The sequence below is a fragment of the Cohnella boryungensis genome (genome assembly GCF_042651945.1).
GTDB classification, from domain to species: Bacteria; Bacillota; Bacilli; order Paenibacillales; family Paenibacillaceae; genus Cohnella; species Cohnella boryungensis.
Map to the genome: position 1 here is coordinate 105,221 of NZ_JBHSED010000038.1, position 13,000 is coordinate 118,220.

A 13,000-nucleotide genomic window follows, 5' to 3' on the forward strand; every position below is an offset into this window, starting at 1 on the left:
AAAAGCAAGAAATGAGACTCTGTTAACAGAGTCTCATATTATTAAAAGTTACGGAAATGATACGTTTGCAGTCAAAATCTGAGTCATGCCGAGGTCAGTGAATACCCTATTTGCTTTGGAGTAAAAATACCAAACATTGGTTACACCACCGCTAAGCACCCCATGAATCTGTCTCTTTTCGGGCGGTTCATTTGGTACTCTGGCATACACAGAACCTCCGCTATCTCCACCCGTAGTCTGATTATTGTCAACTTGAACCACATTCGTAAATGGCGTTTGACCGCTATCATACGAAGTCTGATAATCAGAATCAATTATGGTCCCACATGTCGGGCACTCGTTTTTCCTGCCGACAGCACACACATAGGTACCTACCGTATGGTCTTGATTCAGTACGTAGCTTACAATATTTACATTATCAGTATCAGTATTCTGGATTTGTGCACTTGCCCGATTTGCAGCGATTTGAATCGCAAGAATATCGGATTGTCCTCCATAATTTCTGTAAGCGGCTGTTCCCATACTGGATCCACCTTGAGTCCATGTACTAGCAAGCGCTCCGCAATGAGCAGCAGTAATCGTATAATATAGGTAAGTACCATTTGACTGTTGTTTTCTTGCGTTGAATGCTGAGCTGCATATTACATTAGAAGTTGGACTTGTTGGTCTATCAATACCTAGCCCACCTCTTAAATAGGTTGAATAATTAGTTCTAGTGTTGAAGGGCTCAGGCACATTGGGATTATAAATATATTCGACATGGTTCTTAGCAAAATCAGATAGACGACTCTCTATTTCATCAGTATATGCTAGGTCTTGGACGCCTATAATGACTTTATTCTTTTGAAGAGAAACACTTGAATCCGTAATAGGGAGATCTTTAAAAAGTGGCGTAAGTTCATTTTGAATACTCAGAAGCTCATCGTGATTGATACTCGCATTATAAAAACTCACGCGATCTGATAAAGAAAATGATTTCAACATTTGATCAGCTATGTAACTATTTTGTTCTAAATCGACAATTCCAATCTTTATTTTTCCATTGTCTTTATTATCAAGATAAAGACCTGCAAAGGACTTCCTCCAATCTTGGTTAATTTCTTTATTAGAAGTAATTATATTACCGATCTCTTCAGGATAGATCAATTTTCTCAAGTTTGAAGCCTCACCGAGTAGCGATTCACGTATATTCATTTCAGCAACCTCTTCATCACTCAATGAAAGACCATAAATATTTCTTGTATCCCGATACTCGGATTTAGAGTTGATATTACGCACATCAGAAATATTAGTATTGAAGCCAAGCTTCGCTCTTAGTCTCAGGCTTGCATTCAAATTTTCATCTCCGTCATTCGAGTCACCAAATACCGGTGCACTGGTTAAGAGTAAAACCAGCATGGCAACAAATAGAACTACCTTTTTCATTACATTTCCTCATTCTAATTTGTTTTATGAATCAAACTCAAATTAACCATTATCCCCCTCCTTTTTATATATTTGTAACATGTTGGAACATAAGTTAAAATGGACTTTAGTATGAATTTTCTTTCTATTTTTTAGGTTTATTCATTATATTGCTCATCTGTTACCTACTATTGCTTCTAGTTCTGCAACTTACAAGATTTTCACCCTAGACTCACCCGTTTCAGCTCTAAAAAACAAAAACCCCATAATTGAATTAAGGGGTTCAAACTCATGATGTCTGTTTGTGGGCAGTAAATGCTGAAGCACCCGGCAGTCTAAAACTTTATTTTCACCGAACATGAAGATGTGCGATTCCGCTGGAATCCCGCACCGGGTTACCGCTCCCCAGAAAATAGCGGCTGTATTCATGGAATATAAAAACCGCAGACCTCATATACAGAAGTCCTGCGGCATACGGACATACATTCCTATAATTTTGGCTTTCTAAATTACTAACATCACTTTGCAAGTTTCTCGACAGACGTGATGATTGCTGTAGACGTTGCGTTCTCCCAACCTACTTGTGCTGCTACTAAACGGAGGGGTACCATTGTGTTGCCGCTGTTTATTATAGCTGGGGTTACTAATGTCACCGATTCACTGTTTACTGTGGCGGTGTCTTTGCCGATTGTTAGGATGATATTCGCAGTGCCTTTGCTTGATCATGGCTCCCAGTTTCTCGAAAATCGCTCTCATCGGAACCAACCTGTTACCCTCGGAAGAGAGAACTGCCGATTGGGGGATAGGTGCTTATTTTAATATAGCTATATCTACGCAAAAAGGCAGTTTCTTCCTTTATATCGAACAACAGTTTAAACACTATTGAAATGCAAAAAAACGGCATCTCTGCCGTTTCGATTCGAACGATGATGGTGGGCTCTCAGGGATTCGAACCCTGGACCAATTGATTAAGAGTCAACTGCTCTGCCAGCTGAGCTAAGAGCCCGTCTTGAAAAATATTGGTGGACCCTAGCGGGATCGAACCGCTGACCTCTTCGCTGCCAGCGAAGCGCTCTCCCAGCTGAGCTAAGGGCCCGTAATTGGCGACAAAAATGAGTTTATCACAATACTCTAACCACTGTCAACGGCTTGCCTGCAAAAAAATAAATTTTCTTCGCCCTAACAGTAATGCGCCGGAGCTGCGCGCAGCAATCGCGAATTCAGCCCCGGTTTTCGTTCGCAGTCTTCCTTATATACCGTGCTTGCTCATGAGCGTATTCAGCTCTTTCAGGAACATATTTATGTCCTTGAACTGTCGATATACCGAAGCAAACCGAACATAAGCAACCTCGTCCACATGATAAATATGCTCCATGAGCAGCTCGCCGATCATCCGGCTCTCCACTTCGGCAAGCGCGGTATTACGCACTTCCCGCTCCACGTCGGAGACCACGACTTCAAGCTGGCCGACGGACACCGGCCGCTTCTCACAGGCGCGGAGCAGGCCCCGAAGCAGCTTGTCCCGGCTGAACTCCTCGCGGCTGCCGTCTTTCTTGATGACCATCAAGGGCGTTTCTTCAACCGTCTCGAAAGTCGTGAACCGGCGGCTGCACTTCTCGCACTCTCTTCGACGACGAATCGATTTGTTATCGTTGGCCGGTCGGGAGTCCAGAACCTTCGTTCCGTTGTAATCGCAATAAGGGCACTTCATGTCGCTGATTTCGCCTCCTTCGACTTTTTCTTAATTTCCAAGCCTTCCCTTACATGATCGGGAAAATAACGCACATAATACAGTTACCAACCGCAAGGAGGTGAACACACATGGCCGGACAAAACAACAACAGCAATCAATTGCTCGTCCCTCAAGCGACTGCGGGCTTGAACCAATTGAAGTACGAAGCCGCTCAAGAACTTGGCATCGCCATCCCTCAAGATGGTTACCAAGGCAACATGACTACGAAGGATAACGGTTCCATCGGGGGACACATTACCCGCCGCTTGGTGCAAATCGCCGAACAACAACTGGCAGGCCGTTAATCCCGCGATCAATCCAATACCGAAGGCATTTCATAGAGGAAGCTTTGGGGCCTTCGCTCCAAGGCTTTCTCCGCTTTATGCGACGATTGCGCGGGAAGTGCGCATTCACAGCGTTTCGTAAATGTCCTGATACTTCTTATAATAATACAACACACGTTGTACATAATGTCTAGTCTCTCCGTAAGGGATATTCTGAATCGTCCCTTCCTTGCCGTCCCATACGCCTTTGTCCAGCCATTGTCTGACTTTTCCCGGCCCTGCGTTGTACGCCGCCAGCGAAAGCACGAGATTCGCGTCGAACTGACGGTTCAGCTCCTTCATATACCAGGAGCCCAGCGCGATGCCCGCATGAGCCTCGGTCCCCGCCTTCTCCACCGTAATATCGCCGAAATCGCCCTTCTCCAGAATCCAGGAGGCCGTGTCCGGCATAATCTGCATAATGCCCACCGCTCCCTTGCGGGAAACCGCCGATTGCTTGAAGTTCGACTCCACCCGGATCACGGCGGCAATGAGCAGCGGGTCGAGCTCGTACAGCTCGGCATTGCGTTTGATCTCCTCCTTGAAGGAGATCGGGTAGATCCATTTGCCCAGCCAGTCCGACTGGATGAACAGCGCGCCCAACAGGATAAGCAGCAGAGGAATGATATAACGCTTGCGTCTGACTCTCCGCTTCATCCTAACCCCTTTTCCCGCCAGAAACGCGCGATCTGCTCCGCCGTCTCCGCGAGTGACCCGCTATTGTCAATGAGAATATCGGCCCGCTGTTTTTTCTCCTCGATGTCCATCTGCGCTTGCAGCCGCTTGTCCGCTTCTTCGGCAGACAGCCCGTCGCGCTCCATTAGCCGGCGCAATTGCGTTGGCCGGGGAACGTACACGACCATCACCTGCTCGAAGTAGCCTTCCAGCTTGGATTCATACAGCAGCGGAACGTCTACGACGACCAGCTTGTCCGGCTCCGTCGTTTCGTAATGCGTCATTCGAGCTTTCATGACGGCCCGAATGGCGGGATGCGTGATCGCCTCAAGCGCTTTGCGCTCCGCCGCATCCGAGAAGACGATCGCACCCAGCTTCTTGCGGTCCAGCGCTCCGTCCTCCAGAAGCACGGACGGCCCGAAGCGCTCCGCAATTTGTTGCAGCGCCGGCTGTCCCGGCTCGACAACCTCGCGGGCGATTCGGTCGAGATCGACCAGAATCGCCCCGCGTTCCGTAAGCAGCCTGGCTGCCGTGCTCTTGCCGGTGGCAATGCCGCCCGTTAATCCAATATTCATAAGCCCTCTTCCCTATACAAACAATTTGAGTATTCCCATCGTAATCAGAATAATGCCGGGGAGCATGGACAGTTGCCTCACCCAACGCCACTTCGACGCCCAGAATCCGACCTTCGTTCCCGACCACAGGAATAATCCGCTGGAGGCTGCGATCAGCACCGCCGTCAGAATGGGCGGAAAGCCGACCAATGCGGCGCCTATTCCCGCGCCGAAGGCGTCCAGCGACAGCGCCGTCCCCAGCAGAAAAGCCTCTCCCGCGCTGATCGTTCCGGAGCGGTCCACATCGGCCGCCGACGGAGTACGAAGAATTTGAATGATAAACCCGAATAGTTGAAGCTCCAGCTTGACGACGGGAGCGTTATTGGTCGTTTCCGTCAATTCCGTATCGCGATGCTTATACGCGTCCATGTCGCCTTGGGTGCGCTCTTCGCGCTCGCCGCTGCGCATGAACTGGATTAAAGCCGCAAAACCGATTCCGATCAGAATGACCGCGCCGACGACGGAAGCCCCTTGCGGCGGAATCCATTTCGCCATGGCTACGCCGACCAGCATAGAGAGCAGCAGGATCAGGCCGGAGCACAACGAAATAATCATTACGGACAGAACGGGAATCTTGATCTTCCTAACGCCGTAGGTCATGCCGACGCCAAAGCCGTCCAGACTGACCGCGAAGGACAACAACAGAAGAGAAGCGACATGTGCCATCATAACGGATTTCCCCCTGCATGGATGCGATCCCGCTCTCCCGTGTTCGGAAGCCGGGTACTTTCCATCCTATGCAGGTAACCGCGCGAATGCCCCGCCGCCTTCGCTTAATCGCGAAGTCTTACTGTCCTGCGCCTTCCAGCCGTCGCTTGACGGCGTGAGAACGCGGCTTCAACGATCCTCCGGTCAGCGAAGCGCGGCCGCTGCCTCCCGGAGGCTTCTGGCACCTCGGGCAAATGTGCGTTCCGCGTCCCCCGACGACCGATTTCTCAATCTCGGCTCCGCAGGTCAGACAGGGCTCGCCGGTTCTTCCGTACGCCTTCAGACTATGCTGGAACAACCCCATCTCGCCTTGACCGTTCACATACGACTTGATCGAAGAGCCGCCAGCATTGACAGCCGCCGCCAATGTCTCCACGATCGCGGCGTGAAGCCTCTCCTGATCCTTGCGCTTCAATTCGCTCGCGGGCGTCTCCGGGTGAATGCGCGCCGTGTGCAGCGCTTCGTCCACGTAAATGTTGCCCAGCCCGACAACGAGCTCCTGATTAAGCAGCAGCGGCTTGATCTTCGTCGTTCGTTTCCCCAGCGCTCCCCGGAACGCTTCCAGCGTGAAGCTGTCGTCCAGAGGCTCTAATCCAAGTTTATTCAGAGGAGCGGCTTGCCATTCTTCGCCCGGAGCGAACAGGTGCATCGTCCCGAACTGGCGAACGTCCTTGTAACGCAGCTCCGTGCCGTCCGTGAAATGAAAGATGACATGCGTGTGAAGCTCCGTCGGCTCCTCTTGACCATACAGGCCGTAACGGCCTTCCATGCGCAGATGGGAGATCAGCACCAGCCCGTCCAGCACGAGGCGAAGAAATTTGCCCCGCCGTTCGACCGCGACGAACGATCTCCCCTCCAGATAAGCCGCGAACAGCAGCGGATCGTCCGGACGCTGTAGAATGCGCGGAAGATTTACCGTCACGCGTTCGATTCGCTTGCCGACAATCAGTTGATTCAACGTTCGCCGTACCGTTTCTACCTCCGGCAATTCCGGCATTATCGTCCCCTCCCTTCTTCAGTAGCTCATAACCTTCGCTCCATGACGAGGAGCTTACTTGGCCTCGTACCAGTTGCTGCCGACGCTCACTTCCGCCAGAAGCGGAACATCAAGCTTTAACGCGGTTTTCATCGTATCCGGCACGAGCCGCTTCATCAGCTCCAGCTCCTCCTCCGGCACCTCGAACACCAATTCGTCGTGAACCTGAAGCAGCATGCGGCTGCGTAAGCCGCGACCGGTCAATTCCTCATGCATGCGCATCATCGCCAGCTTGATAATGTCCGCAGCCGTGCCTTGAATCGGCGTATTCATCGCCGTGCGTTCCGCAAAGGAACGGAGATTAAAGTTGGAATGGCGGATTTCCGGCAAGTAGCGGCGGCGCTCCAGCAGCGTGGTGACGTAACCGTCCGTCCTCGCTTTTTCGACGATGTCGACCATATAACGGCGGACTCCGGGAAACGCCTGAAAATACTGCTCGATAAACTCTGCCGCTTCGCCTCGCGTAATGTTCAGGTTCTGCGACAGGCCCCAGTCGCTAATGCCATATACGATGCCGAAGTTGACGGCCTTCGCTTGCCGTCTCATATTGGCGTCCACCTGATCGGCCGCAACGCCGAATACGTCCATGGCGGTTTTCGTATGGATGTCCATTTCCTTCAGAAACGCTTCCTTCAAGCCTTCGTCTCCCGAAATATGGGCGAGTACCCGCAGCTCGATCTGCGAGTAATCCGCGGCGACGATCGTCCAGCCCGGCTCCGAGGGCACGAAGGCTTTGCGGATTTGCCGGCCTTCCTCCAGACGGATCGGAATATTTTGCAGATTGGGGTATTGGCTGGACAGCCTTCCCGTCGCAGCGATCGTCTGACGGTAGAAGGTATGGATCTTGCCGGACTCGGGTCGAATTTCCTTCAGCAAGCCTTCGATGTAGGTCGACTGCAGCTTCGAAAGCGTACGGTAATGGAGAATGAGGCGCACGATCTCGTGATACGGCTCCAGCTTCTCCAGCACCTCCGCATCGGTCGAATAGCCGGTCTTTGTCTTTTTCACGACAGGAAGTCCAAGACGTTCGAACAGCACCTCGCCGAGCTGCTTCGTCGAGCCGATGTTGAACTCGAATCCCGCGCTGGCGTAGATGGACTCCGTCGTCTCCTCCAAGCGACGCTGAAACTCCGTTCCAAGCTCCTTAAGCGCCTCCGCACGCACCTCGATCCCCTGCTTCTCCATGCCCGCAAGCACGACCGAAAGCGGCTGCTCCAGCTCGTAATAAAGCCGATGCATACCCAGCTTCTCCAGCTGCTCCGCAAGCGGCTCACGCAAGCGGCGAACCGCATCGGCCTTGGCCGCCAGATGCTTCGCCAGATCGCCGGCAGCCGGAACGCGGAACTTGGCTCCCTTGCCGTATACCGCTTCGTCGGTCGGAATCGGCGCCAGGCCGTAGCGTTGCAGCAGCCCATGCAGCGAAGGATCGGCCTCAGTCGGGTCCAGTAAATAAGCGGCCAGTTGAACGTCGAACGACTGCCCGCTCAGCTCGATGCCCGAACGGGCCAGCACAAGCTCTGCCCGATGAAGATCGTAACTGATCTTCTGCGCGCCGCCGTCGAGCAGCCATTCCTTCAGCCGGGAGGCTTCCGGCGCGAAGAGCGACGCATAGGGGACGACATAACATCTGCCGCCTGCGGCAAGCGCCAGACCGATCCCTTCGCTCTGATGCGGATTGTCTCCGGCCGAATCGACTACAACGGCCTCGGCCTCGGCCAGCGCCCCGTTCAGCGCCTCCCAGCCTGACTGGCCGTCCACAAGAATGACCTCGTAATGCGTCGCGGTCTCCTCCGTCTCGGCCGTCATCGCCTCATCCGCCGCGCCCAGATTCAGCCGCTCGCTAAGGCTCTTGAATTCCAGCTTGCGGAAAGCCGCTGCCAGCGTCGACGAATCGTAGCCCTTCCAGGAGACATCGTCCAGCGAATAGGTTAACGGAACCTCGCGGTAGATCGTCGCGAGCTCCTTGCTCATCGTTGCGTTTTCCTTGTTGGCCTCGATATTTTCGCGCAGCTTGCCCTTGATCTCCTCCACATGCGCCAGCACGTTCTCGACCGAGCCGAATTCATGCAGCAGCTTCAGCGCCGTCTTCTCGCCGACGCCGGGAACGCCGGGAATATTGTCGCTCGCGTCTCCCATCAACCCCTTCAGGTCGACGATCTGCGCGGGAGTCAGACCGTACTTCTCGTCGATGCCCGCCGGGGTGAAGCGTTCGACTTCGCTTACTCCCTTGCGCGTAATCCACACGCTGACCCGCTCCGTCGCCAGCTGGAGCATATCCTTGTCGCCCGAGACGATAATCGCCGTCTTGCCCTGCTCCTCCGCCTGCTTCGCCATCGTCCCGATAATGTCGTCGGCCTCGTAACCGGCCAGCTCGAATTGCGAGATCGAGAACGCTTGCAGAAGCTCCTTCAGCAGCGGAAATTGCTCAGACAGCTCCGGCGGCGTTTTCTGACGGCCGCCTTTATATTCCGAATAGCCTTCATGCCGGAACGTCACCTTGCCCGCATCGAAGGCGACAAGCACATGGCTCGGCTTCTCTTCCTCCAGCACCTTCAGCAGCATGGTCGTAAAACCGAGCACCGCGTTCGTATGCAGCCCGTTGCTGCTCGTCAGCGGCGGCAGCGCATAAAAAGCGCGATTGATGATGCTGTTCCCGTCGATTAAGACAAGCTTGTCCATTTCATTAGTCATGTCCGTTCGCCCACCTCGCCGACTATTTTCATAGCCTCATCATAACATAATTGCGGAACGGCCCGCGACCCGAAGCTTGCCGCGTACGGCCCGGAGGCTTCACCCAATCATGGAAAAAGGAGCCTCCCCCATCAGGCTTTAGGGGTGACTCCCGGACTGGCGGTTATCGGATGCTCGCTAGGTCTTCCGATCAGATAGCCCTGCGCGTAATCGAATCCCATGGCGCGAAGAAGGTGAAGCTCCTCCTGCCTCTCGATTCCTTCCGCGACCGTGCGGATGTTCATTTTTTGCGCGAAGCCGACGAACGTGCGCAGCATGTGCTCCTTCATCTCATCCTTGTCCGCCATGCGGACGAGCGAACGATCGATCTTGATATAATCGGGATTCAGCTCGACGATGGATTGCAGCGACGAGTATCCCGCTCCCGCGTCGTCGATGGCAATCTCATAGCCTTGGCTGCGATAGTGCGCCAGAATTTTTTTGGCTGCGGGAAAATCGTCGATAGAGCTTCGCTCCGTCAACTCGAACACGACCTGCTCGGGAATGAGTCCCCGTTCTCTCAGCCAGTGGACGGTCTGTCCGGATACGAAATGGGGATCGTTAATGATGCTCATCGTGACGTTGATGAATATTTTCTGCACGGGCGCAAGCTCCGGAGAATGGCGAATCGCCGTTTCCCTGGCCAGTCGATCCAGCGCCAGCGCCATATTGCTTCGCTCCGCGAATTGAAACAGGGCAAGCGGCCCGTCGAACAGACTGTTCTCCGGACATCTCGTCAACGCCTCGTAGCCGAAGATTCTGCCGTCCCGGAGCCGTACGATCGGCTGGTATACGCTGCGAATGCCGCTTTCCGCGATCAGTCGGTTCAGCTCGAAGCGCAGCTCCCGATCCGGGTGCGCGATCCAGGAGTCGCGAATAAGCGCGGTCGCCTTCAGCATACCCTCGTAGACGGCTTCCTTCAGGGAATTCGTCTGCAAGCCCTTCAGCCGGGCGTATCCAATGCCTCGCTCGCGATTGGGAGACTCCCTCCATCCCGCCAGTTCTCCTGCGGAGCTTGCTGCAAGGGCTTCCCTGACTCGTCGGGCCAGGCCGCGCAAATAGCCGTCGCTCTCCTCTTCCCCGAGAGCAGGCGGCATCGCGGCATAGAGCCACAGGTGACCGGCAATCTCGTCCGCGTACCAGAGATCGGCAAGCTTCATCGACTCGGAGAGCCAGGTCGTCCAATCGATGCCTTCCGTCCGCAGTCCGGGAGCCCGCTTGCCGCCCCACTCGTTCAGATCGATAGCGATTATCCCAATGGAAGAATGCCGGTCAATCCGATCGTTGAGTTGCCCGATGCCGAACCATGATGTTGACATTCGATTGAACACCGTCTTCCATGAAAATCTTCTGTAGGGTAAACATACCAAGGGCTTGTCAACGCAACACGCAGATTGTGTTATCGTACGGTTAATTCCTCGGCCAGCGTGCGCGCGCTCTCTCCTTCCGACTCGCCAAGCTCTTCCCAAGCGATCGAGTTCCCCGTTTGCTGCTTCGCTTTCTTCTTAAGCAGAGCAGCCCGCTCGGACAGCGTTTCCGGCGTACAGCCGGCTGTTTTCCGGCATAGGATCAGCGACAGGGACAAGGACAGGGCCGGCGCCTCCGTCAGACGCCCCGAACGGTCCGTGACCAGTCCCGTATGGCCCAGAGCGAAGGAGCCGACTCCCTGCTCGAAGTTGCGCAGCATCTCCTGCGCAACCTGCAGCGCATCCCCCCCGGAGGACAGAACGATAAAATCGTCTCCCCCGATATGGCCGACGAAGCAGTCTCCGTTCGGCCGCGCCCGTACCGTCTGGGCGAGCGTATCCGCAGTGTACCGGATGACATCGTCTCCCCGCTGAAAGCCGTACATATCGTTATACCACTTGAAGTGGTCCAGATCCGCATACAGCACCTCGAATGGACGCCCTGCGGCTATGCGGCGAACCATTTCCCTGCGGATTGGCTCGTTGCCGGGCAGCCCGGAGAGCGGGTTGGCCCATTGCGCGTCCTTGACTCGGGATTGGGAAATCCACTCCAGCATGGAACGGATCGAAGCAATGCCCGCCACCGTTCCGTCCCGCGTAATGACGACCTCGTCATACAGCTTGTCCGGCTCGCGGGCCATCGCCATCTGCGACGCCTGGTCCACCGTGACGGATTCCTCAATCACCATCGGATGGGCATCCATGATTTTACCAACGGGACGGTTCCAGTAAAGCGGCAAGCCGAACTGTCCGGAGAGCAGCTGCAGCAATTTTTCCTTCATCAGCAAGCCGATCGGCTTGCCGCCGTCCACGATTACGACGCCCTGGGCCTCTCGATGCAGCTCGAAGTGTCGCGACACTTCCGATACGGGCGTATCTCTCTTGAATTGCTTAACCGGATTGATCAGCTCCGACATCGTGCCGGTGGCCCCTTGAAACCGCTTGTTCACTTCGTTGCGAATCCGTTCCTGCCGCTCGGGAAGCGGCTCGCTGGAGCCGTCCTCATGTCCCTCGTTCAGCCAGTCTCCCTGCGCATAGTTCATGCCGCTGGATACAAGACCCGGAAGCAGCCGATCGCTGTCCAGACCGCTGGCGATGAACACGATCTGCTCCTTGCGCGCAATCCCGATCAGCGCTTGCAGGAAGCTCTCCTCAATCGGATCGGCCACCTGTCCGCTCATCCAGTCGACGTTCATATGCGCGTAGTCGGGCTGCATGTCCTTCATGCCGCGCAGCGATTCAAGCTGAGGCTTGATCCCGGACATCGAGATGCGGAAGCCTTGATCGCGGTAATGCTTTAGCGCCGACCTGATCGTCGAAGCCGATTCCTGCTCCCCGCCGAATATGACCAGAACGACATGCTCCGGACGCAAATTTGCCGCCTCGATTCTGCGCAACGTGCTTCCTGGATACAGACGCGGATCGAAAATGATTTTCGCCGGAACCGGAAGGAACAGCTTGACGTCGCCGTTGCGCGACGGAAATCCGCGGATCGCCGCCTCCCGGAAGCGCCTGTCCGCTTCGAACAGCTGTCCTGCCCGATCCGCCTTCTCGTAAAATTCGTTCATCCCTATCCTTGCGCCGTTATGGGCCTTGACCGCCACCGCCTCGAAGCCGTACAGGGACCCGTCCATCAAAGAAACGATCGGCAAGTATTTCACCTTGTAATCCGGCTCGGCCATATAGGCCTGCGGATAACTGGCAAGCGGCAGACGAATGGGATTGCTCGCGAAAAACATCCTTTGCCATGCCGTCTCGTAAGCCGCCAGCAAGGCGCTCTCTTCCGCCCGCAGCTTTCCCTGAGCCGGGCGCCTGTCCGGTTCGGCGGCAGCCTTGGCTGTCGGCGCGATCCAGCCGAAGCCGATGCGGATGCTGCTCCGCTTCTGGTCGTTCCGCGAGTAACGGAACGTCGAGAAGGCTCGTATGGCCAAATCCCGCAGCAAGAAAGCCATCCTGCCCGCCGTAATCTCCCTGTCGTCCGAGCCGTCGCCGGTCTCGTCCGGACCGACGTCTACCGCCATAATCAAGCTGGAGTCCGACAGCGTCCACCCCTTCACGGAATCGGACAGCTTGCCCGATCGCAAGGCAAGCGTAGACAGCAGCCGACGGATTCTCACGGCGCTTTCGCCGCCGTCCGTTTGCGCGCTTTCTTGCTCCCCCTCCCAGCGTACAATAAACAAGCCATTGCTATATCCAGGGCGCTCCGAACTTATCCAATCGGCCGCAAAGCCTGGATTCAACCAATTCTCGGTAGTCCTATTCATCGTCCTGCACCTCCAGGCGGAGACTCTAAGAGCGGATTATGGCATTTC

Annotated in this window: 10 protein-coding genes, 2 tRNA genes and 1 pseudogene; 1 reads left to right on the forward strand and 12 read right to left on the reverse strand. The window is 54.8% G+C overall.

Annotation, left to right across the window (positions count from 1 at the left end; all coding sequences use genetic code 11):
- Positions 1–48 precede the first annotated feature (48 nt).
- The 5 genes and pseudogenes from ACFO1S_RS18410 to nrdR form a co-directional block, all read right to left on the reverse strand.
- The gene (locus ACFO1S_RS18410; protein ID WP_204604309.1) at positions 49–1,425 is read right to left on the reverse strand and encodes a hypothetical protein; all 1,377 of its coding nucleotides are present in this window, start codon (positions 1,423–1,425) and stop codon (positions 49–51) included.
- Between the two features lie 497 nt (positions 1,426–1,922).
- Positions 1,923–2,111: pseudogene (locus tag ACFO1S_RS18415) on the reverse strand (stalk domain-containing protein); the annotation flags it as partial.
- Positions 2,112–2,334: 223 nt separating this feature from the next.
- Positions 2,335–2,410, reverse strand: a tRNA-Lys gene (locus ACFO1S_RS18420).
- A gap of 14 nt (positions 2,411–2,424) precedes the next feature.
- Positions 2,425–2,500, reverse strand: a tRNA-Ala gene (locus tag ACFO1S_RS18425).
- Between the two features lie 153 nt (positions 2,501–2,653).
- Positions 2,654–3,115 (reverse strand): transcriptional regulator NrdR, encoded by a 462-nt coding sequence (gene nrdR, locus ACFO1S_RS18430; RefSeq protein ID WP_204604310.1) that lies wholly within the window; start codon positions 3,113–3,115, stop codon positions 2,654–2,656.
- 110 nt (positions 3,116–3,225) lie between these two features.
- Between nrdR and ACFO1S_RS18435 the strand changes: the two genes are divergently transcribed.
- Entirely contained in the window at positions 3,226–3,441 is a 216-nt protein-coding gene (locus ACFO1S_RS18435; RefSeq protein ID WP_204604311.1) for a small, acid-soluble spore protein, alpha/beta type, read from the forward strand.
- A gap of 105 nt (positions 3,442–3,546) precedes the next feature.
- On the opposite strand, the gene ACFO1S_RS18440 is transcribed toward ACFO1S_RS18435, so the two are convergent.
- The 7 genes from ACFO1S_RS18440 to ACFO1S_RS18470 form a co-directional block, all read right to left on the reverse strand.
- The gene (locus ACFO1S_RS18440; RefSeq protein ID WP_204604312.1) at positions 3,547–4,116 is read right to left on the reverse strand and encodes a lytic transglycosylase domain-containing protein; all 570 of its coding nucleotides are present in this window, start codon (positions 4,114–4,116) and stop codon (positions 3,547–3,549) included.
- Positions 4,113–4,709 carry a dephospho-CoA kinase gene (coaE, locus tag ACFO1S_RS18445; RefSeq protein WP_204604313.1) on the reverse strand — a complete coding sequence of 199 codons (597 nt, stop codon included), beginning with the start codon at positions 4,707–4,709 and terminating at the stop codon, positions 4,113–4,115. Before coaE ends, ACFO1S_RS18440 begins: the two co-directional genes overlap by 4 nt.
- A 12-nt stretch (positions 4,710–4,721) precedes the next feature.
- Positions 4,722–5,417 (reverse strand): sporulation membrane protein YtaF, encoded by a 696-nt coding sequence (gene ytaF / locus ACFO1S_RS18450; protein WP_204604314.1) that lies wholly within the window; start codon positions 5,415–5,417, stop codon positions 4,722–4,724.
- Positions 5,418–5,535: 118 nt separating this feature from the next.
- Positions 5,536–6,453 carry a DNA-formamidopyrimidine glycosylase gene (mutM, locus tag ACFO1S_RS18455; protein ID WP_204604315.1) on the reverse strand — a complete coding sequence of 306 codons (918 nt, stop codon included), beginning with the start codon at positions 6,451–6,453 and terminating at the stop codon, positions 5,536–5,538.
- Between the two features lie 54 nt (positions 6,454–6,507).
- On the reverse strand, positions 6,508–9,171 hold the full coding sequence (gene polA / locus ACFO1S_RS18460; RefSeq protein WP_204604354.1) for a DNA polymerase I: 2,664 nt from the start codon (positions 9,169–9,171) through the stop codon (positions 6,508–6,510).
- Between the two features lie 143 nt (positions 9,172–9,314).
- Positions 9,315–10,541, reverse strand: a complete 1,227-nt coding sequence (locus ACFO1S_RS18465) for an EAL domain-containing protein (protein WP_204604316.1) — start codon at positions 10,539–10,541, stop codon at positions 9,315–9,317.
- Between the two features lie 80 nt (positions 10,542–10,621).
- Positions 10,622–12,952: an EAL domain-containing protein gene (locus ACFO1S_RS18470; RefSeq protein WP_204604317.1), complete on the reverse strand. Its 2,331-nt coding sequence runs from the start codon at positions 12,950–12,952 to the stop codon at positions 10,622–10,624.
- Positions 12,953–13,000 lie beyond the last annotated feature (48 nt).